Source organism: Rhizobium sp. NLR10b (genome assembly GCF_019685435.1).
Lineage (GTDB): Bacteria > Pseudomonadota > Alphaproteobacteria > Rhizobiales > Rhizobiaceae > Rhizobium.
The window spans coordinates 208,165-229,261 of the sequence record NZ_JABDWV010000012.1 but is presented as its reverse complement, the minus strand read 5'-3'; the positions used below and the strand labels follow the sequence as shown (position 1 = coordinate 229,261).

Sequence of the window (21,097 nt, the reverse complement as noted above, 5' to 3'; positions counted from 1 at the left end):
TTGGTCTGACGGTTGATTACCAGATCGTCGACAACTTCTACGCCAAGGCTTCGGTTCAGTACCTCGATCCGGAAGACGCTGACGACTCTACCTCGGGCTACTTCCGCCTGCAGCGTTCGTTCTAATCCACTTGGTGAGTGTCCCCGGTCTTCAGACCGGGGACGCTTCAATCAGTTTCTGATCCGAGTGACCTCCGATCAGCTACGGGGACGGGTCCGGTCTTCCCTGCCGGACCGTCCTTGCAGCGTTTTTGAGACGCGCTCTTGTGGCTGTCTTTCCGGAGCGTCATCCAGGTAAGCCGAACCGGCATGTTGTGTATCGCACGTCGGCATCCTGTCGGCCTTGCTTAAGGCCATGCTTATTCTCAAGAGAGTTTGGATTGACCGTTGGCCATTGATTGGCGTTGCCGCGACGGGTCGTGGAAAGAAAATCCAATACCGACAATGTGATTACAGCTTTGGTGGAGAGAGGATACAGCCCTTTCGGGGGGCGGCATTCATTCCTACTCTCGGACAGCTTGTTCGTATGGACGATCTCAACGACTATTATTATTTGCAGCCGTCGTCTCCAGCGGTGGTTTTGCTTCTGCAAGTCGCAATCTCAAAATACCGCGCTCAAAATTGAGCAGGCGGGTCAGCCGACTTGAGGATGGGCTTGGCGCACGGCTCATAGAGCGTTCGACCCGTCACTTCCGGGTGACAGAGATCGGTCAAGCTTTTTACGAAAGATGCCAGACCATTCTGCAGGAGGCCGACCCCGGCAAATCGATCGTCACCGAGGCTCAATCCGACCCGCCGGGCGTGGTGCGGACGGGCTGCCCGCTAGGTCTGGTCGACATTTCGGTCGGAGGTATCCTGCCTGAATTCCTCGAACGCTTTCCGAAGATAAAGCTGCAGATTATCGGCTCCGACCGCCGCGCCGACCTCATCAACGAATCGATCTTGAGGTGGGGCGACCAGCGAGCCGGAGATACAGACGAGCCGGACGATGCGCAAGCTCGACCGGGCGCGGCGCGTTCTGGTCGCAAGTCCGTCGCTCATCGAACGTATCGGCGGTTGAAATTGCGTCGACGAGCTCGCCGACCTTCCGACGCTGGCGATGACCCCGTGGGTGTCGTTCCATACCTGGGAGCTCATCGCTCCGAATGACGACAAACGGGTAATCCGGCATCAGCCGAGGTTGACCTGCCGCAGCGTGACCGCCATTCTCGATCCAGCGCTCGCCGGCCGCGGCTTCGGACTTCTGCTCGAAAGCGCGTGTGAGGCGGATCTGCAGGCCGGCGGGCTGGTGCGGGTGCTGCCGGAATGGCAGTCGGAAGAAAGTCAGTTCCATATCGTCTTCACAACCGCCAAGTGCATGCCGCCGGCGGTCAGAGTGCTCATCGATTTTGTGGTGGAAAAATCCAAGTGTCATTGACGACGAGGCGACAGCCTCAGCCTGGGACGCATCGCGCTATTCCAGCCGTGCCAACAGCCTTTCACCGCTCAGCTCCCTGACCGCATCCCTGCCGATCCAGCGGGCGGTTTTATTTGGACGTTCAGCCAACAGCTTCGCCAACCCCAGTGCCGGTCCATGGCAGGCGCGATTGCGCTTGCCGATGCTGCGCAGTGCCCAATTGACCGCCTTGCGTACGAAGTTGCGGGAATCGCCGGAATGCGCCTCGATCACAGGCAGCCAGGAGAGGATGGCCGTATCGGTAGCGCCCTTTCGATGTACGGCGGCGCCCGCGATCATGGCGAAGGCGGCGCGACGAACAAATTCGCGCTCGTCGGCAGCGAATTCAGGAATGAGCTCGTCCAGGCCCGCCTCGACGAAGAGATCGGCGGCGCAGTCGACGATTTCCCAGGAGTCGAAATCATGAGCCCAGTTTCTTGCTTCTTCCGGCGTCAGCCGCTTCGGCTCGGCGGTATAGAGAGCGAGCAGCCGAGCCTCGCGAATATTGCTTCGCCAGAGCTGCATTGCCCTGAGGTGATTCCTCTTCGCCAATCTGGCGACCGCCCTGATATCAGGATTGGGAATTCCGAGGGCGCGGTCGGTGACGATGCCGAATCGCGCCATTCCAGCGGCATTCTCCTCCGAGCGCAGCGTTTCGAGATGCGCGATCAGTTCAGCCGGATCGGAAGAGCGACCGATCATTTCTCAAGCCGGGCGAGCAGCGAAGAAGTGTCCCAACGATTGCCGCCCATCGCCTGCACATCGCCGTAGAACTGGTCGACGAGGGCGGTGACCGGCAGCTTGGCGCCGTTGCTGCGGGCTTCGGCGAGCACGATGCCAAGGTCTTTCCGCATCCAGTCGACCGCGAAGCCGAAATCATATTTGCCGGCGTTCATGGTCTTGTGGCGATTTTCCATCTGCCAGGAGCCGGCCGCGCCTTTCGAGATTACCTCGACGACCTTTTCAATATCGAGGCCGGCGCGCTTGCCGAAGTGCAGCGCTTCTGAAAGCCCCTGGACGAGGCCAGCGATGCAGATCTGGTTGACCATCTTGGTAAGCTGTCCGGAGCCAGCTGGCCCCATCAGGCCGACCATACGCGCATAGGCGTCGATCACCGGCCGGGCTCTCTCGAAGACGGCTTCATCGCCGCCGCACATGACGGTCAGCACTCCGTTTTCGGCGCCGGCCTGGCCGCCAGAGACCGGAGCGTCGATGAAATCCACACCCTTTTCCTTTGCCGCGGCATAAAGCTCGCGGGCGACCTCGGCGCTGGCGGTGGTGTTATCGATCAGCACCGAACCCGGCTTCATGCCGTGCAGGGCGCCGTTTTCGCCTGAGGTGACCGAGCGGAGATCGTCGTCATTGCCGACGCAGACGAAGACGAAATCGACACCTTCCGCTGCCTCGGCCGGAGTGGGGGCGGATTTGCCGGAGAATTTCTCGGCCCAGGCAGCAGCTCTTTCGGCCGTGCGATTGTAGACGGTGACATCGTGGCCGCCCTTTGTCTTCAGATGACCGGCCATGGGGAAGCCCATGACGCCGAGACCGATGAACGCGACTTTAGCCATATGTTCCTATCCTTATCCAGAGTGAGAGGCCCTGAGGATTAACTGAAACGGCGCAAGCAGAAAAGCCGTGAAGACGGACTTCCTTTCGATTGCTTCTTTGAGGCTGGTCGCCGATCGGCCGAGCCCTAGATGGAACGAAGCACAATGTTACTGGGGGTGACATGAGCGAAATTCCAAGAATCGAGCCGCGCCGCAAAGGCCGCAGCGGCACGCAGGCGATGCTTATTCCGTCTCAGAAGATGGTCGCAGAGCAGATTCGGTTGGCGCCTGAAGGTGTCCTTACCGAGGCTGGCGTTCTGCGCCGCCGTCTCGCTGCCCAATACGGAGCGGACGCCTGCTGTCCGGTGACGGTGCAGCGGCATTTGCGTGCGATTGCCGACCTGTCCGTCGGTGAACTGGAGAAGGGCGAACCACCTTCGATGGTGACGCCCTATTGGCGCATCGTCGATCCGGCGAGCCTGCTTGCGAAACGTCTTGCCGGCGGTCCCGCCGTCATTCACGAGCGGCTGGCCGCCGAACGCCGGGGGAAGTAGCGGGCAAGGCGAGGGCGAGGAACTGCTTCCAATAGCGGTTCCGGGCACCATTTCACCAGACGCCGCTGCTATCTTTCTGGGCATCTGCGGGGTGGCGGCCATGTCAGGCGTGTGTCCGCTCGCCAAGAGCGGGCTTGCCAGGCTTTCAACAATAAATTCGGCCGCAAACAGATCTTCGCCGGCGCAGCAGCCATGGCGGCAACCTGAAAGTCGCCTCGGGCTCATGAACGCAGATGCATGTATCGCCGGATGCCGTCTGCGGCTTTCGGCGTTTCTGTGGTTAGCCTCGTGGCTGGCGAGTAGGGATTATTCATAGTGGATCGGCTATGATGGCCGTATTCGTAGTCCTTTCGATTGTTGTATCAATTGACGGGTTGGCAATACATTTTTTGTTCGATTGTCGCGTTCTGTTCGTCGCTTGACATAGGTATACCTCCATGGATATAGGTCTATTCATAGCTTTACGGGTATGGGTCTTCAATGTCGAACGTTCAGGACGTGCTCTTCAGGACGCTTGCGGATCCCACCCGGCGCGCGCTTTTCGAGCGGCTGTGCCGGGAAGGGGAGAAGACGGTCGGGGCGTTGACGGCGCAGGCCGGGGTCTCGCAGCCGGTCGTTTCGAAGCATCTCGGGCTGCTGAAGCAAGCCGGCCTGGTGCGCGACCGTCATGAAGGGCGGCAGACGCATTATAGCGCGCAGCTCGGAGCGCTTGCGCCGCTCGTCGACTGGACGAGCGAGATGGCCGGCTTCTGGCAAAGCCGCTTCAATGCGCTCGAAGATTTGTTGAAGAGGATGGATCAATGACAGACATATCGACCGAAACGCGTTCCGTCGTCATCGAGCGGGAAATGCCTTTTCCAGCGGAAAAGATCTGGCGGGCGCTGACCCAGCCGCACCTGATCCAAGAGTGGTTGATGAAAAGCGACTTCAGGCCGGTCGTCGACCATCACTTCAACTTCAACGCCGATTGGGGCGCCGTCGACTGCCGAGTTCTGGAAGTCGAACCACACAAGACCCTCGCTTACAGCTGGGGCGCCTATGGCCTCGAAACCGTCGTGACCTGGACGCTCACCCCAACGGGCGCGGGTACGCATCTGCGAATGGAGCAGTCGGGTTTTCGGGCGGATCAGCGGCAGGCCTATGGCGGCGCCAGGAGCGGGTGGCCGCAATTCTTCGACAAGCTGGAACAGGTGTTGACGCGGGTTGACTAATCCATTGGCGGCGGCCGGTCGGGCTCGTTCGAGGAGGCTTCATTGAACCGGAACAACTGGTGTCGGCAGGTCCACCGTTGGCTGTCGATTGCCTTTACGCTGATCGTCATCGTCAATATCATCGCCATGGTGCAGGAGAAGTCGGCGGTCTGGGTTGGGCTCTTGGCGTTGCTGCCGTTCGGCCTGTTTGTGCTGCCCTATGCCGCGAAACGGCGCGTGGGATGCATCGGCGGATAGGAGGTGATCCATGGCGGGCAAAACGTCGCAGGGTGCGGAGAAAGTCATGAAAGAGACTGCCAAACCGGCGGTCGCCGCGCCGAAGCTTCTGTCGGGCGGCAACCCGCAAATCCCCAAGGGTTACGGCGATGCGCCCGTGCAAGCCTATATCGCCGCCATGCCGGACTGGAAAAGTGAGATCGGGCGTCGCCTCGATGCGCTGATCAGCAGAACCGTGCCCGGCGTCTGCAAGGCGATCAAGTGGAACTCGCCCTTTTACGGCATGGAAGGGCAAGGTTGGTTCCTCGGCGTCCATTGCTACGCCAGCTATGTCAAGGTGGCTTTCTTCAAGGGTGCGTCGCTGCATCCCCTACCGCCAGGCGAGTCCAAGCAGAAAGAGGTGCGCTACCTCGACATACGCGAGGACGACCCTTTCGACGAGGCGCAGATCGCCTCCTGGGTAGAGCAGGCGAGCCGTTTGCCGGGCGAACGGGTGTGAGGTTTTGATGCGCGGCGATGGGAGAACGATAAATATGAAGAAGACGACGGCCACCATGAAGAAAATCGATTCCGAGGAAGGGACCGGGCAAGCCTCTCCCTCTCAACTGATTGATGCGAGGATCGAGGAACTCAAGGATTGGCGCGGCGACGTGCTCGCGCGGGTCCGCGCGCTCATCAAGCAGGCCGAGCCCGAAGTGGTCGAGGAATGGAAATGGCGAGGCGTTCCGGTGTGGGAGCACGCCGGCATCATCTGCACCGGTGAGACCTATAAGAGCGTGGTCAAGCTTACCTTCGCCAAGGGAGCCTCGCTTGAGGATCCGAAAAGCCTTTTCAACTCCAGTCTCGACGGCAACACCCGGCGCGCCATCGACCTTCATGAAGGCGACGAGATCGACGAGGAGGCGCTGAAGGCGCTCATTCGAGCCGCCGCGGCGCTAAATGCGTCGGTGCGGGCGGCCGGTTCGCGGAAGAAATCAAGCAGCGTGTGACGCTTCATCCGGCCGCGTTAGTGAATTGGGCTTGCCTCGCGTTCGAGAAAGAGTTCGAGATTGGTGAGGCCGATTTCTGTGCCCTGAAGGCGGGCGCCGTTGTCGGCGTAGCCGTCGAGGAAAACCACTTGCTCGGTGAAGACCATTCTGGTTCCGCTGGCTTCGGTGTCGAAGGCGACGGTGACGAGCGAGGCTGAGATGCGGCTTTGCCCGAGCTTCATCTCATAGGCATAGATGATGCGAGTATCCGGGACGATATCGATGTAGTGGGCGTCATAGGCGTGCAGAAGCCCCTCGGTGTCGGCGGTATAGTTCCTCTCTGTACCGCCCGGCCTGAAATCGAGCGCGTATTCTATGGGCACCCATTCGCCGTGGCAGGCAAACCATTGCCGCTTGGACTCCGGCGTCGACCAGGCGCGGAAGACCCGGGCGACGGGTGCCGTCAGGCGGCGTTCTATGACGAAGGTGGCATGTTCGGCAGATCGTATCGTCATTCGGGGAGTGTCTCCGGCTCATCGGCGAGAAATTGATCCAGCCCGTCAAAGGCGGCGGTCCAACGGGTCTTTCGCTGTTCCACCCAGCGTTCGACAGCGGCGAGCGCATCCTGCTGCAGCCGGTAGGTCCGCACTCGGCCGGATTTTTCGGAGAGGACGAGCCCGCTCTCCTCCATCACCTGCAGATGTTTCATCACCGTCGGCAGGGCGACGGCGAGCGGAGCGGCCAGTTCGGTGACCGAGGCCGGGCCGCGGCCGAGCCGGTCGATCATGCCGCGGCGGCTGCGGTCGGAAAGCGCGTGGAACATGCGGTCGAGATCCGCCTGGCTTTCGATCATTCCGCTTCATCCCGAAAGCGGGCGGGCAGTCTGTCGTGATAGGGATAGAACTTGAAATAGGGGCGGGCCTCTTCCAGCGCCCTGGCGAAGGACGGGCGCGCCAGCAGCCGCTCGTAATAGGCGCGAAGCTTCGGCTGATCTGATGAAAACGCAACCAGCGTCTCGGCGTAGAAGAGAGAGGGGGCTGCGGCGCAGTCGGCCATGGTGAAGGCCTCGCCGGTTATCCAAGGGCTTTCGCCCAGTTGTTTTTCGATCATGGTATAGGCCGTGGCTAGCGTCGCCCGGGAAGCGGTCATCTCGATTTCGTCCGCCTTGCCTTCAGGGCGGCGGCGATTGCTGACCAGCGTCTGCATCGGCATCTGGACATAATGGTCGAAGAAGCGGTCCCAGAGACGGACCTGCAGTGCCCGGTCGATCTCCAGCGGCAGCAGGGGCACGGCGCCGGGATAATAGTGATCGAGATATTCGATGATAATCGAAGTCTCGGGGATGGTGCTGTCCCGGGCTTCGTCGCGGAGCAGCGGCATCTTGCCGATCGGCCAGAAGCGAAAGAGATCGGCGCGTGAGGCCTCGTCGGACAGATCGACGATACGGTTCTCAAAGGGGGTCTCGTTTTCATAAAGCGCGATCAGCACCTTGTGGCAGAAGGAGGCGAGCGGATGCCCATAAAAGACGAGCGACATGCGGCGACCTTTCCTGTCTGGCTGAAAACTTTGCCGACTGACTAACTATCAGGTCCGCAGGCATCGCGCAACAGATAGTTCACCGATCGTGAAACTATTATCTTCAGCCGATGTATCTGGCGATCACCAGATGGCCCGGCGTCGGCTGTCCGTCTTCCATGCGCACGTTGATGTCGGATATCTCGACAAGCGCGAAACCGGTGGCCGTCAGCCGTTCTCTCACATAGGCGTCGGCATGGGCGAAGCGCTGGTGTGGTCCAACCATGTAGGGGCGGCCGGCAAGCAATTCGTCAGGCAGGGTCTCCGAGGAGAAAATGAACAGGCCGCCCGGCGTCAGATTTTCGGCGGCGCCGAAGAAGAGCGGTTCGAGCGCGCCGAGATAGGGCAGCACGTCTGTGGCGGTGATGAGGTCGAAAGCGTCCTCGTCATTGTCGTCGAGAAAATCCTCAACCTCGGCGACGAAGAGCGTCTCGTAAAGATCTTTTTCGTGGGCGATCTCGACCATCTTCTCCGATATGTCGATGCCGGTCATGTCCTCGCACAGCTCGCGCAGCGCGCCGCCTGTGAGACCGGTGCCGCAGCCGAGATCGAGCAAACGCTTGAACGGCCCGAGCTTCAATGCCTGCAGGCGCTGGCGCACCAGCATCGGCACGTGATAGCCGAGTTGCTCGACGAGCACGTCCTCGAAGACCTCGGCATGCTGATCGAACAGGGTCTCGACATAGGCGTCGGGCGCCTTGACCGGGGTTTCGCCGCGGCCCATCGCCGCGATGCGCACGGCGGCTCCGCCGTGGTCCTCGGGATCGATCGCCAAAACGTCCTCGTAGGCCGCTACGGCCGCCTCGACATCACCTGATTTCTCCAGCGCCAGTGCACGATTGTAGGCCTCGGCAAGGGCTTCTTCGTCGATCTTCTTTGCCATCGCGGTGCATGTCCTTCTGTTTCAGGCATGGCTCTACGGCGGCTTTCGAAGTTTTGCAATGGCGCGGCAACAGGCGCAGAATGGCCAAAAAGAAGACGATGGGAGGAAACGCCATGAAAGCGGAGCACGACAGGGTGCCACCGGCAAGGAAAGAAGGGGGCGAGCGCCCCTTGCTGCTGCCCACGACGCCGGGCGAGATCACCAATACGCTCAGCCATTATTACCGCGGCGAACTCGGGCGGATGACGAGCTGGCGCGACCGCATCGACCGGACGTCCAACTGGGCGATCACCGTGGTCGCGGCGCTGCTTTCGGTGTCGTTGTCGACACCAAGCTCGCATCACGGCGTGTTGTTGTTCGGCGTGATGCTGATTACGCTGCTTCTGATGATCGAGGCGCGGCGCTACCGCTTCTTTGATATCTACCGCGCCCGAATCCGGCAGGTCGAGCGCTGTTATTTCGCGCAGATCATGGCGCCGAACGCTGCGGCCGGCAGCGAATGGGCCGCGGTGATTGCCAACAGCCTGCGTCATCCGCGCTTTCTGCTCAGTTATGGAGAAGCGATGCATCGGCGGCTCAAACGCAATTACGGCTGGATGTATTTAATCCTGCTGCTTGCCTGGTGCCTGAAGATCTCGACGCCAAAACTGCAGACGGAGGGCGCGCCGGCGCTGCAGGCGCAGTCCTGGGCCTATGTCATCGACAATGCCGTGCTCGGGCCACTCCCCGGCCTTGCGGTCATTTCGATCGTCGTCACCTTTTACCTGGGCATGCTCTATTTCGCCCTGCGTCCAGACCGGGACGAAGGCGAATTCGGCCATGGCGAGGCGCATGTGTGATCAATGCAGGATGAACTCGCCCTTCAACGCCCGCCACTCTGTCGCCGAGATCAGCTTGCGGTGGACGTAGCGCACTGAATGCAGCGGCCCGTCGAGCTTCTCCTGCCAGAATTTAAGGAAGCCCCGCATCTCGGGAAAATCGGGTGCCAGATCATAATCCTGCCAGACATAGGTCTGCAGGATCGTCGGGTGATCCGGGAGGTGGTAGAGGATCTGGGCGGTCGTCAGACCGTAACCCTGCAGTTGCTTTTCCATGTCCTTGTGCATCGTATTCAGCTTCTTCTCGTTCCCACTCGCGCTTTATTAGCGCCACGTGAAATGGAAGCACGCGAATGGTTAACGCAAGCTTAACAGATACGTTGCGAAGGAAGTATTGTTTTTTGTTTTCAACGGTTTGGCAGCATGATAATACGAGTGCTGCCACGCTTCTTTAGCAATCCCAAAACCGCGATACACTTTTGCCCTTCATGCTCAGCGCTTGAGATGCCGCGTCAGTCGACGCTCGATCCAGGCCCAGAGATGGCGCAGCGCCTCGACAATGGTGAGGTAGAAGATCGCTGCCCAGAGATAGGTCTGGTAGTCGAAGGTGCGGGAGAAGGCGTAACGGGTTTCGCCCATCAGATCGAGGACGGTGATGATGGCGACGACCGCCGAGCCTTTGATCAAAAGGATGATCTCGTTGCCGTAGGGGCGAAGCGCCACGATGAAGGCCTGCGGAAGGATGATCTTGCGGAAGGCGATGGTCTTATGGATGCCGAGGGCTGCTGCTGCTTCGCGCTGGCCGTGCGGCACGCTTTCGATCGCGCCGCGCAGAATTTCCGCCTGATAGGCCGACGTATTGATCGTCATGGCAAAGAGGCCGCAATACCAGGCTTCGCGGAAAAACCACCAGATGCCAACGGCTTCCAGCTGCGGGCGGAAGACGCCGAGGCCGTAATAGACCAGGAACAGCTGGGCAAGCAGCGGCGTGCCGCGGAAGAAATATATATAGCCATAGGCGAACCAGTTAAGAGCCCGGTTCTTCGACAGCCGGGCCATGGCGAGCGGCAGGGACAGGATGGCGCCGCAAACGACGGAGATGGCAACCAGACTGAGGGTTACCCAGAGTCCGTGCAGATAACGCGGTCCGTAGCGAGTGAATTTGTCCGGATCCCAGCCATTGATGACGGTGAAGATCAGCAGCGCGGCAAGCAGAGCCCAGACCGCAACGAAGACGTAGCCGCACAGGCGTGCCACTGTGACCGGCTTTGCCACCTCGCGGGGCGCAGGCTGCGGGGGGATCAATGTCTCAGCGTAGCTCATCGGCGGACATCCGAACGTTTGGCCCAGCGGTCGACATAGATAAGCAGGAAGGAGGAGAGAATGGCGAGCACCAGATAGAGACAGCAGGCAATGCCATAGAAGAAGAACGGCTCCTTGGTCACCCGCACTGCGACGCTCGTCTGGCGCAGGATATCGGCAAGGCTGATGATCGAGACGTAGGAGGTGTCCTTCAGGAGCACCATCCAGAGGTTCGTCAGACCGGGAAGGGCGATGCGAACGAGTTGCGGCAGGATGACGAGCCGTAGCGTGCGGCCGCGATGCAGGCCGAGCGCATCTCCTGCCTCATATTGGCCCTTGGGAATGGCGCGGAAAGCCGAAAGCAATACTTCCGAGCAATAGGCGGAGAAGACAACCGACAGAGCGATCACGCCGGCCAGGAAGGCGTTGATCTCGACCGGCGGCCCGACATAGCCGGCAAGCTCCAGAAGAGACTGGATGAGCATCTGCATGCCGTAATAGATGATGAAGAGCGTCAAAAGCTCCGGCAGGCCGCGGAAGATAGTCGTGTAAATGCCGGCCGCCAGCCGCAGCGATTTTTCTTCCGACTGCTGGCCGAGAGCCACGAGGAAGCCGATGACGAGGCCGATCGGCAGGGTGACGATCGCCACCGATACGGTGACCTGCAGGCCAAGGGCGATCTCGTCGCCCCAGCCGGTGTCGCCACAGGCTAGGATCGTCGACGGACCCAACCAGGTGAAGATGCCGACGGGTCCGCATAGCGGATCGAAAATGTGCACAAGTGAGCTCCAGAAGGAGCCGAGCGCGGAAAACAATCCGCCCATGCGTGAATTCCCCTCACGGCTTTTGCCGTTTTGATCTTGCCACCTTTGTCAAACAAAAATGGCGGAAGAGCAAGCCTTCCGCCATTCGCTTGATCGGCCAGATACCGAATTTCTTATTCGCCGTAAACGTCGAAATCGAAGTACTTGTCCTGGATCTTCTTGTACTCACCGCTGGCGCGGATCGCAGCGATCGCGGTGTTGAGCTTTTCCTTCAGCGGGTCGCCCTTGCGGATGGCGATACCGGCGCCGTTGCCGTTGATTTCCTTGTCGACCGGCAGGGTCGTCAGGATCTTGCAGCAGGCACCGGCGTCGGACTTGACCCATTCGGAGAGAACGACGACGTCGTCGATGACAGCATCGACACGGCCGCTGGAAACGTCGAGCTTGTATTCGTCGGCCGTGGGGTAGAGCTTCAGCTCGGTGTCGGCGAGGTGCTTCTCGGCGTAGTTGGCATGCGTCGTGGAAGTCTGTGCGCCGATCACCTTGCCCTTGAGGCCGGCAACGTCAGTGATCTTCGAATCCTTCGGTACGGCGATGGCCGGAGGGGTGTTGTAGTACTTGTTGGAGAAGTCGACGAGCTTGAGGCGCTCGGGCGTGATCGACATGGAGGAGACGATCATGTCGAACTTCTTGGCGTTCAGCGCCGGAATGATGCCGTCCCAATCGGTGCTGACGAAGGAGCATTCGGCCTTCATCTCGGCACAGAGCGCCTTGGCGATATCGATGTCGAAGCCCTGGATGGTGCCGCTGGCATCGACAAATTCGAAGGGCGGATAGGTCGAATCGGTGCCGATCACGTATTTCTCGCCATCGGCCATGGCGGAGCCGGCAAAGAGCGACATTGCCGCGAGCGAGGCTGCCGCGAAGATACGGGTGGAGATATGCATGAGGATCCTCTCTGTTGGTAGCCATCGCGCTTTTTTCTCTTGGGCTGACGGCTGCTGTTCAACGGTGACGGGCACCGCCTTGCGGCGATAATCAGACTTTTTTTCATGGAAATGCAACAGAAATTCCCGGGCTATTCGCGGCGCAAACAGCAGGCGAGATGAACGGCGGCAGACCGCTACATTCACCTGAGGTTAATCCCCGGCTTCCTAGAACCGGAACAAATCGGCGGGTTGGCGCTTTGCCATTTCGCCGTTTCGCCTCAATGCGACGCTAGGGGCGGAACTAGGGCCTGTCGGCCTTCAGGAAGCTCAAACAGGATCGAGGAAACCCGATGGGCAAGAAATCAAGATTGTTCGCAAGCGCGGCTTTTCCGCTGCTTTCCCTCTCGCTGGCGCTGCAGCCGGTGTCGGCGATGGCCGCCGTGCGCGGCGCTGAGACGCAGGCAGCCGCCGCGCGGCAAGTCGAACAGGGGAGCTTCGAAGTGGCGCAGGATGCGCCCCAGGATGCACCTTCCGAAGAAGAGCTGCTGAAGAAGAAAAAGCACAAGGAGAAGCAGGAGGCCCCAGCCGAACAGGCGCCAGCCGCCGAGAAGCCAAAGGAAGCACCTGCGGAAAAGCCGAAGGCCGAAGCACCCAAGGAGGCTCCGGCGCCTGAACCCAAGGCCGCGCCCGAACCCAAGGCAGCACCCGAACCCAAGGCCGCGTCACCGAAAGCCGAGGCGCCGAAAGAGGCGCCGGCGGAACAGCCCGAAAGCAAGCCCGCGCGGAAAGCCAAACAGGAGGCTCAGCCCGAGGCAAAGCCGGAGGCCGCGCCGCAGCAAGAACAGCAGCCGGTAACGCAGGAAAAGCCGAAAAAACCCAAGAAGCCTGAGGCTCAGCAGGCCGAGCCCGAGGCGCAGCAGCCAGCCGCAAAGGAGGCCCAGCCGCAAACGGAGCAGGCTGCACCGGAGGCCAAGCCGGAAGGAAAGCAGCGCCCCCGCGATAAAGGCAAGAGCAAGGCCGAGACAGCCGCTCCCGAGGCGGTGACGCCGACCGAAGAACAGGCCAAGCCCGAAGCCAAGCCGGAGGCAAAACCCACAGCCGAAGCGCCGGCCGAAAAGAAGCCCGCAGCCGGCGAGACTGTGGCGCCCGCAGATAAAGCGAGCCAGGACAAGGCGACCCAAGACAAGGCGACCCAGGACAAGGCCGTTGCCCCGGAAGCCGCTCCGGCCGAAAAACCGAAGGAAGGCATGGCGGCGAAACCTGCAGGCGAACAGCCCGCCGGCGAACAGCCGGCAGCACCCGCCACCGGCGCGGCCCAGCCGCTGCCTGAAGCCAGCGGCGGTCAGCAGGCCGAGCAGGCCATTCCTGCGCCTGAAAAGGTTTCGCCGGAAGAGCTGCAGCGCCGCAAGAAGATTGCCGAAGATCCGGCCAAGAGCAACGAGACCGTTGTCCTGCCGGTTGAAAACGGTGCGGCCGTGCTCGACAGCGATAAGGATGCCGACCGCAGCAAGGGCAGGGAAGTCCGCCGCGACCGCGACAAGATGCGCGCCGAGAGCAAGGACTTCAAGGTGCCGACCTCTGATGCCGAGGCGCAGGCCGCCACCGCGGATAGGGCACCGACGGTCAAGCTCGAGGCGGTGACTAGCGAGAAAGGAACCAGACTCGACGCCCGGCCGCAATTCGTTCGCCCGGACGGGGCGCGTGTCGACGACCAGACTGACGACAATCGCGTGATCATTCAGTACAACAATCAGGTGATCGTGCGCAGCGACGACGACAGGCGGTTCCTGCGCGACGGCGAACGGCCGATCTACGAAGAGCTCCCGGGCGACCGTTACCGCGAGACGATTGCGCGACCGGAGGGTTACCGCATCGTCACGATCCGCAACCGCTACGGCGACATCATCCAGCGGTCGCGCGTCGATGCCCGCGGGCGTGAGGACGTTCTCTACTATTCGCCCGATCTCTATGAGGATCCGGACCGCGACTATTTCGAGGATGCGGGTGCCGACTTGCCGCCGATGCGGCTGCGCGTGCCACTCAACGAATACATCATCGATACTCGCAGCGATCCGGACAGGGACTATTACGAGTTCCTGAGCGAACCTCCCGTCGAGCCGGTGGAGCGTGTCTATTCGCTGAATGAGGTGAAGTATTCCGCTCGTATTCGCGACAAGGTCCGCCGAATCGATCTTGATACGATCACCTTTGCGACCGGCAGCGCGGAGATCCCGATGACTCAGGCGCGCACATTGCGTAAGGTCGCCGACGCGATCAGCCAGGTGCTGAAGAAAGATCCGAGCGAGACCTTCCTGATCGAGGGCCATACGGATGCTGTCGGTTCCGACCAGAGCAACCTGGTCCTCTCCGACCAGCGGGCGGAATCGGTCGCCAATGTGCTCTCCGACGTCTATGGCATTCCGCCGGAAAACATGGCGACGCAGGGCTACGGCGAACGTTACTTGAAGGTCAACACGTCGGGCCCCGAACAGGAAAACCGCCGCGTCACCATCCGCCGCGTCACTCCGTTGGTGCGTCCGGTCGCCGCCAACCAGTAGCTGCTTCCGCCCCTCCCCGGTGTCAGGGAGGGGCGCTGACCTCCTCTTCTCCCGCCGGGAGAAGGGGGCGCGCTCTTGTCTTACCCCTCTCTATCGGCCGGCTTTCGCAGCCGCCTTTTCAATGACGTCGGCGACTTTTTCCGGCTGGGATGCGAAGACGGCGTGGCTGGCCGTGATCTCGGTCACTTCGCTGCCAGCTCGTTTCGCCATGTCACGCTCCAGCTCGGGATTGATGGAGCGATCCTGGGTGGCGACGATCGTCCAGCTCGGCTTCGTTCGCCATGCCGGCTCTCCGATCTTGGTCGAGAAGGCCTGCTTGGCGGCGAAGACCTGCGATCTTGCCAGGAAATCGGCTTCGGCTTTCGGCAGGTCGGCCGCGAAAGCCGCGGCGAAGGCGCCGGGGTCGAGGTAAAGATATTTGCCGTCCTCAGTTTCCTTGATGTCCATACTGCCGGCCGGCTTCGAGCTGGCGAGGCTCAGCAGGCTTTCCCCCTTGTCTGGCTGTAAGGCGGCGACGTAGACGAGGCCCGCAACGCCTGGATTGTTGCCGGCTTCGGTGATGACCATGCCTCCATAGCTGTGGCCGACGAGCAGCGTCGGTCCTTCCTGCAGGTCGAGAATCCGCTTCGTTGCCGCCACATCGTCATCGAGCGATGTCAGAGGCTCCTGGACGATGGTGACGTTGAAGCCGCGCTTTTCGAGGATATCGGTCGCTTTTCGCCATCCAGAGCCATCGGCCAGCGCACCGTGGACGATCACGATGTTCTTGACCGCGGCAGCCTCGGCCGCAAAAGCGATTCCGGCGGTGGCAAAGGCCAGGCTTGCGATGAAAGTCAGATGCTTGTTCATGGGGTCACTCCTTGTGGTTGACGTTGCGGGGCGGGAATCTTGAGGTTCAGCCGAAGGTGAAGGCGTAGCCCTGGACGCCCGGATCGAGGAAGCGGATTTCGAAGGTGCGGGCTGCGACGGCGCCGGCCTGGCGAACGAGTTGGTAAAGCCGCGTTCCGGTGACCGTGCCGTTGCCGTCGGCATCGATGTCGGAGCCATGATCGGGTCCCGGCGCCTTGCCGTCGAGCCTCACCTGGAAACGGATCGGTTTGGCGTCGGCGCCGGGTCCGAGAACGAGATGCAGATCGCGGGCGCTGAAACGATAGGCGATGCCGCCGCCTGCCTCATCGAGCGTTGCCTGATCCTTACCGATGGTCCAGGTGCCGGACAGGCCCCATGCGTTAATGCCGGGCTCGGTGATCGAGTAGTTCTGCGGCATATCGGCTTGCAGCCCTTCGGGCGAGACAAAATTTTCGGCCTGCCCGTAGCCGAGGTAGGTCTCTCCGGACCGGATATTGGCGAGGTCGGGACCTGCCTCCACGCCCTTGGCAGCGGGCGCAACCGGTGCCGTTTCCGCCATCTGGCTGCCCGCTTCGCGCAGCAGATCCTGGATGGCTTTTTCGGTCCTGCCGTAATTGCCTTCGCCGAAATGGTGATAGCGGATCTGGCCTTTGGCATCGATCAGATAGGCGGCAGGCCAGTAGCTGTTTTCAAAGGCGCGCCAGATTTTGTAATCATTGTCGATCGCAACCGGATAGCCGATCCGAAAGTCGCCGACAGCCTTCTTGACATTGTCGATCGTCTTCTCAAAGGCAAATTCCGGGGCGTGCACGCCGATGACGACCAGGCCCTGATCCGCATATTTTTCCGCCCAGGCACTGACATAGGGAATGGTGCGAATGCAGTTGATGCAGGAATAGGTCCAGAAGTCGACGAGCACCACCTTACCCCGCAGTTGCTCCTTGGTCAGAGGCTCCGAGTTCAGCCATTCGACCGCGCCGTCGAACGAAGGCGCATAAGCTTCGACGGGCAGATCACTGCGGAAAGGCTTGCTTCCATCGGCCGCGGGAATGATCTTGTCGTTGCTCGCCACCTCAGAGGGCGTGCCCCCGGCCGGCCTGGCATGCAGCCTGTCCAGAACGGCCTGTTCCAGCGAGGCAGTGCTGGCATAGGAAAGCCGCGCCAGCAGGCTGGTGTCGAGACCGAGCGCGATAACCGCCACGCCCGCCAACACGGCAGCGCCGACAGCCTGGCGGATTCGATCACCAAGGCCGAGCGAGCGCTTCATCGCGGCGAAGATTTTACCGCCGACCAGCAAGGCGACGGCAAGCGAGGTCGCAGCACCGGCGGCATAGGCGATCAAGAGGGCGGTTGTCTGCAGGTTGGCGCCCTGCAATGCCGCGCCCGTCAGCACGAGGCCGAGAATTGGTCCGGCGCAGGGCGCCCAGAGCAGGCCGGTGGCGACGCCGAGGATGAGCGCGCTCCTGACCGTCGGCGCAGTGCGTCCGCCGCCGCTGGCGTTCAGTAGATTGTTGCCGAGATCGACGATCGGGCGGGCAAGCGTGCTTGCGAAGCGGGGCGAAAGCAGGCTCACTCCGAAGAGCGCGAGCAGGACGATCGCGGCAAGCCGGCCATATTCATTGGCACGGATCGCCCAGCTGCCGCCGACCGCGGCAAGCGTCGCGACCAGCGCGAAAGTGGCGGCCATGCCCGCTAGCATCGGCAGCGTGCTCTTGAGGAAAGGCTGGCCGGAGCGGGCGAAGACGAAGGGGAGGATAGGGAGGATGCAAGGGCTGAGAATGGTCAGCACGCCTCCGAGATAGGCAATGATCAGAAGTGTCATCATCGTTTCCTTTGAAACCGTTTGATCGGGCTCTGGACGGCGATGGGCCCGAACCAGCAACGGCGGCGAGATAGCCGGGCGGAGGTATCTCCGATGTGTCTGGTTTGACGGGAAAATGTACCGAACTATTGCGCTGGAGCGCGGACGATACAAACGAATACAAACTGCCTATCCGCAGAGGCGGCGGCGAAAACTGCGACCGTCCGCCCATGCCCTGCCGAGGCGGCGCTTTTGTATCAGAATGTATCTCGGCAGGCGGAGGTTACACTCGCATTCAAAAACCGCAGCCTGTGACATATGGCCGATACAAGCCGAACGTCATCTCAGCGCCGTGATCCATTCGACAGGAGAGACCGATGTCAGAGCAAATCAATCATCATCGCCGCCGTTTCTTTGGCATGACGGCAATCGCGCTTGCAGCCGTCGAATTCGGCGTGGCCGGAGCGGCCGCAGCCCAACTGCCGCAGTCTTCCAGCGCCGCGCTGCCTGACGTAAAGGCCGGGACCAATGCGTCATTCGAAGCGCTGAAGCAGGTCAAGACCGATGTGCTCGATATCGGTTATGCCGAGGCCGGAAAGGCCGATGGTCCGGTCGTGCTGCTGCTGCACGGTTGGCCCTATGACATCCATAGCTTTGTCGATGTCGCGCCGCTGCTTGCCTCGGCCGGCTACAGGGTGATCGTGCCTTATCTGCGTGGCTACGGCACGACCCGCTTCCTCGATGACAAGACACCGCGCAACGGCCAGCCTTCGGCGCTTGCCGCCGACATGATCGCCCTGCTCGATGCGCTCAAGATCGAAAAGGCTGTCATTGCCGGTTACGACTGGGGCGGACGGACCGCCAATATCATGGCCGCGCTGTGGCCCGAGCGCTGCAAGGCGATGGTATCGGTGAGCGGCTACCTGATCGGCAGCCAGGAGGCCAACAAGAAGCCGCTGCCGCCGAAGGCGGAACTTGCCTGGTGGTACCAGTTCTACTTCGCCACCGAACGCGGCCGCCTGGGCTATCGGAGCAACACTCACGACTTTGCAAAGCTCATCTGGCAGACGGCGTCACCGAAGTGGAATTTCGACGACGCGACTTTCGACAGATCGGCGGCCGCCTTCGATAATCCCGACCATGTGGATATCGTCATCCACAATTACCGCTGGCGCCTGGGGCTTGTCGAAGGCGAGGCGAAATATGGTGCCTATGAGAAGAAGCTTGCCGCTCTGCCGATGATTTCGGTGCCGACGATCACCATGGAAGGCGATGCAAACGGTGCGCCGCATCCGGAACCTTCCGCCTACGCCGGAAAATTTTCCGGCAGATACGAACATCGCACGATCGGTGGCGGCATCGGCCACAATCTGCCGCAGGAGGCGCCGCAGGCCTTCGCCCGGGCGGTCATCGACGTCGACCGCTTCTGATTGGCGGCAAAGCTTCGTTGCTCACGCGGGCGGAATATGCGTAGGTCGCGTCTGGCACTTCGACAAGAGCGAGGCGGCGGGCGCGGCCGCAATCGTTGAGGAATAGGCAATATGGATCATGTCGATCACATCCTGATCGTCGACGACGATCGTGAAATTCGCGAGCTGGTCTCGGTCTATCTGCAGAAGAACGGCCTCAGGACCAGTGTTGCCGCGGATGGGCGCCAGTTGCGCAGTTTTCTGGAAGCCAATGCCGTCGATCTGATCGTACTCGACGTGATGATGCCCGGCGACGATGGGCTGGTGCTGTGCCGGGAACTGCGCGCCGGCCGGCACAAGGCGATCCCGATTCTGATGCTGACGGCCCGCACCGACGATATGGACAGGATCCTCGGGCTGGAGATGGGCGCCGACGACTATCTTGCCAAACCCTTTGCGGCGCGCGAGCTTCTTGCCCGCATCAAGGCGGTGCTGCGGCGTACGCGCATGCTGCCGCCCAACCTGCAGATCAGTGAGGCGGGTCAATTGCTGACCTTCGGCGACTGGCGGCTCGATACTGTCGCCCGTCATCTTCTCGACAAGGACGGGACCGCGATTGCGCTGAGCGGCGCCGAATACCGCCTGCTTCGTGTCTTCATCGACCATCCGCAACGGGTGCTTAACCGCGACCAGCTTCTGAGCCTGACGCAGGGCCGTGACGCCGAACTCTTCGACCGCTCGATCGATCTTCTCGTCAGCCGCCTGCGGCAGCGTCTCGGGGATGATGCGCGCGAGCCGACCTATATCAAGACGGTTCGCAGCGAAGGTTATGTCTTCTCGGTTCCGGTCGAAATTTCGGAGCCGCGCCGATGAGGGCTGATATCCCCATGCTATCGGGCCTGATGTGGCCGAGAACGCTCAGATCGCGGATCTTCCTCATTCTTTTGGTGGGCCTGGCCTTCGCCTATGGGCTCTCCTTCAGCGTGCTCTACATGGAGCGCTACATGTCGGCCAAGGCGGTGATGCTCGGCACGCTGGAGAACGACGTCGCGACATCGATTGCCGTTCTCGACCGACTTCCGGCAAGTGAGCGCGGCGACCTGCTGGATTGGCTGAGCCGCGGCAACTACCGTTTCGAGCTCGGACCCGGCCTGGCCGGTGTGCCCGACAGCTCCAGCAAGGCGAGGGAGATCGCAGGAAAAATAGAGGCGGCCGCCGGGCATCGCTTTCCCATCCGCATCGAACGGATTCCGGGTGAGGTGAACCGGCTGCAGGCGCATCTGACGCTGAGCGACGGAACGCCTCTGACGATCGATGTCACGCCGAGAGGCGTCATGCCGATCGCCGCATGGCTGCCTTACGTCTTCGCAATCCAAATGGCGCTGCTCATTCTCTGCACCTGGTTTGCCGTCCGCCAGGCGATCCGGCCGCTCGGCGAACTCGCTGCTGCCGCCGATGCACTCGATCCTGATAAAGACGGTCAGGCTTTGAGTGAGGCCGGGCCTAGCGAGGTGGCGCATGCGGCAAGAGCATTCAATGCGATGCGGGAGAGGATCGCCCACTATCTCGAGGAACGGGTCCAGATACTGGCGGCGATCTCGCATGATCTGCAGACGCCGCTCACCCGGATGCGGCTGCGCGCCGACATGGCGGAGGATTCACCCGAGAAGGACAAGCTGGTGCATGATCTCGCCGAGATCCAGCGTCTCGTCCAGGACGGCATCGCCTATGCGCGCAGCGCACACGGCAGCGGGGAAAAGAACACTCGCATCGATTTAGCATCGTTTATCGACAGCATAGCCTACGACTATCAGGACACAGGAAAGGCCGTGACGGTCGTCGGGCTGGTTGAAGGCGCCGCCTTCACCAGGCCGCACGCCCTTCGCCGCATCCTATCGAATTTCATCGACAATGCCTTGAAGTTTGCCGGCGCCGCCGAGCTCAGCGTCGAGCGCGGCGCTGACAATTCCGTCGTCATCAGCGTCATGGATCGCGGACCCGGCATCCCGGATGATATGCTCGAAGCCGCGATGCAGCCCTTTTTCCGGCTCGAGCAATCTCGCAACCGCGAGACCGGCGGCACAGGTCTCGGGCTGGCGATTGCCCAGCAGCTGACGGCGAAGATCGGCGGATCTCTGAAGCTCTACAATCGCTCGGGTGGCGGACTGGCGGCTGAAGTCACCATTCGGTGATGTCAAAACTATCAGAATGTTTTGTAGGCGAAAATGTCGTGGACGCCGGATGCTACGTTTTGTGACATTTCGGCCGTTTCCGGAAAC

23 protein-coding genes and 2 pseudogenes are annotated in these 21,097 nt (G+C 61.3%); 13 read left to right on the top strand and 12 right to left on the bottom strand.

All coding sequences use genetic code 11. From position 1 onward, the window contains the following. Both HJB91_RS20910 and HJB91_RS20905 read left to right on the top strand, forming a co-directional pair. Nucleotides 1-125: pseudogene (locus tag HJB91_RS20910) on the top strand (porin); the annotation flags it as partial. A gap of 400 nt (nucleotides 126-525) precedes the next feature. Further along, a pseudogene (locus HJB91_RS20905) lies at nucleotides 526-1,416 on the top strand (LysR substrate-binding domain-containing protein). A 36-nt stretch (nucleotides 1,417-1,452) separates the two neighbouring features. Here HJB91_RS20905 and HJB91_RS20900 read toward each other — a convergent pair. After that, nucleotides 1,453-2,136 (bottom strand): DNA alkylation repair protein, encoded by a 684-nt coding sequence (locus HJB91_RS20900; RefSeq protein ID WP_221155835.1) that lies wholly within the window; start codon nucleotides 2,134-2,136, stop codon nucleotides 1,453-1,455. After that, a complete protein-coding gene (locus HJB91_RS20895) occupies nucleotides 2,133-3,002 on the bottom strand; it encodes an NAD(P)-dependent oxidoreductase (protein WP_210631022.1) in 870 nt (289 codons plus the stop codon). The genes HJB91_RS20900 and HJB91_RS20895 overlap by 4 nt, the downstream gene beginning before the upstream one ends. 161 nt (nucleotides 3,003-3,163) lie before the next feature. Between HJB91_RS20895 and HJB91_RS20890 the strand changes: the two genes are divergently transcribed. From HJB91_RS20890 to HJB91_RS20865, 6 genes are all read left to right on the top strand, one after another. Then, nucleotides 3,164-3,535 (top strand): hypothetical protein, encoded by a 372-nt coding sequence (locus HJB91_RS20890; protein ID WP_210631023.1) that lies wholly within the window; start codon nucleotides 3,164-3,166, stop codon nucleotides 3,533-3,535. A 480-nt stretch (nucleotides 3,536-4,015) separates the two neighbouring features. Beyond that, nucleotides 4,016-4,339 carry a helix-turn-helix transcriptional regulator gene (locus HJB91_RS20885; protein WP_011425688.1) on the top strand — a complete coding sequence of 108 codons (324 nt, stop codon included), beginning with the start codon at nucleotides 4,016-4,018 and terminating at the stop codon, nucleotides 4,337-4,339. Then, nucleotides 4,336-4,746: an SRPBCC domain-containing protein gene (locus HJB91_RS20880; RefSeq protein WP_210631024.1), complete on the top strand. Its 411-nt coding sequence runs from the start codon at nucleotides 4,336-4,338 to the stop codon at nucleotides 4,744-4,746. The genes HJB91_RS20885 and HJB91_RS20880 overlap by 4 nt, the downstream gene beginning before the upstream one ends. 42 nt (nucleotides 4,747-4,788) lie before the next feature. Continuing rightward, nucleotides 4,789-4,983, top strand: coding sequence for a hypothetical protein (locus HJB91_RS20875; RefSeq protein WP_210631025.1), 195 nt, complete (start codon nucleotides 4,789-4,791; stop codon nucleotides 4,981-4,983). A 10-nt stretch (nucleotides 4,984-4,993) separates the two neighbouring features. Beyond that, nucleotides 4,994-5,461: a DUF1801 domain-containing protein gene (locus HJB91_RS20870; protein ID WP_221155834.1), complete on the top strand. Its 468-nt coding sequence runs from the start codon at nucleotides 4,994-4,996 to the stop codon at nucleotides 5,459-5,461. 34 nt (nucleotides 5,462-5,495) lie between these two features. Further along, nucleotides 5,496-5,951, top strand: a complete 456-nt coding sequence (locus HJB91_RS20865; RefSeq protein WP_210631611.1) for a DUF1801 domain-containing protein — start codon at nucleotides 5,496-5,498, stop codon at nucleotides 5,949-5,951. A gap of 17 nt (nucleotides 5,952-5,968) precedes the next feature. Here HJB91_RS20865 and HJB91_RS20860 read toward each other — a convergent pair whose 3' ends face one another. From HJB91_RS20860 to HJB91_RS20845, 4 genes are all read right to left on the bottom strand, one after another. Next, nucleotides 5,969-6,445 carry an SRPBCC family protein gene (locus tag HJB91_RS20860; protein ID WP_221147577.1) on the bottom strand — a complete coding sequence of 159 codons (477 nt, stop codon included), beginning with the start codon at nucleotides 6,443-6,445 and terminating at the stop codon, nucleotides 5,969-5,971. Continuing rightward, the gene (locus tag HJB91_RS20855; RefSeq protein WP_221147578.1) at nucleotides 6,442-6,783 is read right to left on the bottom strand and encodes a helix-turn-helix transcriptional regulator; all 342 of its coding nucleotides are present in this window, start codon (nucleotides 6,781-6,783) and stop codon (nucleotides 6,442-6,444) included. Before HJB91_RS20855 ends, HJB91_RS20860 begins: the two co-directional genes overlap by 4 nt. Continuing rightward, nucleotides 6,780-7,466, bottom strand: coding sequence for a glutathione S-transferase family protein (locus HJB91_RS20850; protein WP_221155833.1), 687 nt, complete (start codon nucleotides 7,464-7,466; stop codon nucleotides 6,780-6,782). The genes HJB91_RS20855 and HJB91_RS20850 overlap by 4 nt, the downstream gene beginning before the upstream one ends. A 103-nt stretch (nucleotides 7,467-7,569) precedes the next feature. Then, on the bottom strand, nucleotides 7,570-8,388 hold the full coding sequence (locus HJB91_RS20845) for a methyltransferase (RefSeq protein ID WP_210631030.1): 819 nt from the start codon (nucleotides 8,386-8,388) through the stop codon (nucleotides 7,570-7,572). A 113-nt stretch (nucleotides 8,389-8,501) separates the two neighbouring features. Between HJB91_RS20845 and HJB91_RS20840 the strand changes: the two genes are divergently transcribed. Continuing rightward, entirely contained in the window at nucleotides 8,502-9,227 is a 726-nt protein-coding gene (locus HJB91_RS20840; RefSeq protein WP_210631031.1) for a DUF2270 domain-containing protein, read from the top strand. Here the strand turns inward: HJB91_RS20840 and HJB91_RS20835 are convergent, their stop codons facing one another. The 4 genes from HJB91_RS20835 to HJB91_RS20820 form a co-directional block, all read right to left on the bottom strand. Continuing rightward, nucleotides 9,228-9,494, bottom strand: a complete 267-nt coding sequence (locus tag HJB91_RS20835) for an usg protein (RefSeq protein ID WP_011425678.1) — start codon at nucleotides 9,492-9,494, stop codon at nucleotides 9,228-9,230. It lies immediately after the preceding gene. Between the two features lie 204 nt (nucleotides 9,495-9,698). Further along, nucleotides 9,699-10,529 carry an ABC transporter permease gene (locus HJB91_RS20830; RefSeq protein WP_221155832.1) on the bottom strand — a complete coding sequence of 277 codons (831 nt, stop codon included), beginning with the start codon at nucleotides 10,527-10,529 and terminating at the stop codon, nucleotides 9,699-9,701. Next, nucleotides 10,526-11,332, bottom strand: a complete 807-nt coding sequence (locus tag HJB91_RS20825; RefSeq protein ID WP_221147580.1) for an ABC transporter permease — start codon at nucleotides 11,330-11,332, stop codon at nucleotides 10,526-10,528. Before HJB91_RS20825 ends, HJB91_RS20830 begins: the two co-directional genes overlap by 4 nt. A 113-nt stretch (nucleotides 11,333-11,445) precedes the next feature. After that, a complete protein-coding gene (locus HJB91_RS20820; RefSeq protein WP_210631034.1) occupies nucleotides 11,446-12,219 on the bottom strand; it encodes a transporter substrate-binding domain-containing protein in 774 nt (257 codons plus the stop codon). Between the two features lie 332 nt (nucleotides 12,220-12,551). Here HJB91_RS20820 and HJB91_RS20815 point away from each other — a divergent pair, with 332 nt between their 5' ends. Further along, entirely contained in the window at nucleotides 12,552-14,759 is a 2,208-nt protein-coding gene (locus tag HJB91_RS20815; RefSeq protein WP_221155831.1) for an OmpA family protein, read from the top strand. Nucleotides 14,760-14,849: 90 nt separating this feature from the next. On the opposite strand, the gene HJB91_RS20810 is transcribed toward HJB91_RS20815, so the two are convergent. Beyond that, a complete protein-coding gene (locus HJB91_RS20810; RefSeq protein ID WP_221155830.1) occupies nucleotides 14,850-15,608 on the bottom strand; it encodes an alpha/beta fold hydrolase in 759 nt (252 codons plus the stop codon). 46 nt (nucleotides 15,609-15,654) lie between these two features. Then, a complete protein-coding gene (locus tag HJB91_RS20805; protein WP_221155829.1) occupies nucleotides 15,655-17,430 on the bottom strand; it encodes a cytochrome c biogenesis protein DipZ in 1,776 nt (591 codons plus the stop codon). A 356-nt stretch (nucleotides 17,431-17,786) separates the two neighbouring features. Between HJB91_RS20805 and HJB91_RS20800 the strand changes: the two genes are divergently transcribed. The 3 genes from HJB91_RS20800 to HJB91_RS20790 all read left to right on the top strand — a co-directional run bounded on the left by HJB91_RS20800 (nucleotide 17,787) and on the right by HJB91_RS20790 (nucleotide 21,010). Further along, entirely contained in the window at nucleotides 17,787-18,839 is a 1,053-nt protein-coding gene (locus HJB91_RS20800; protein ID WP_221155828.1) for an alpha/beta fold hydrolase, read from the top strand. Between the two features lie 111 nt (nucleotides 18,840-18,950). Next, entirely contained in the window at nucleotides 18,951-19,691 is a 741-nt protein-coding gene (locus HJB91_RS20795) for a response regulator (RefSeq protein ID WP_221155827.1), read from the top strand. After that, nucleotides 19,688-21,010, top strand: coding sequence for an ATP-binding protein (locus tag HJB91_RS20790; protein WP_221155826.1), 1,323 nt, complete (start codon nucleotides 19,688-19,690; stop codon nucleotides 21,008-21,010). Before HJB91_RS20795 ends, HJB91_RS20790 begins: the two co-directional genes overlap by 4 nt. The last annotated feature ends 87 nt before the right edge of the window (nucleotides 21,011-21,097 follow it).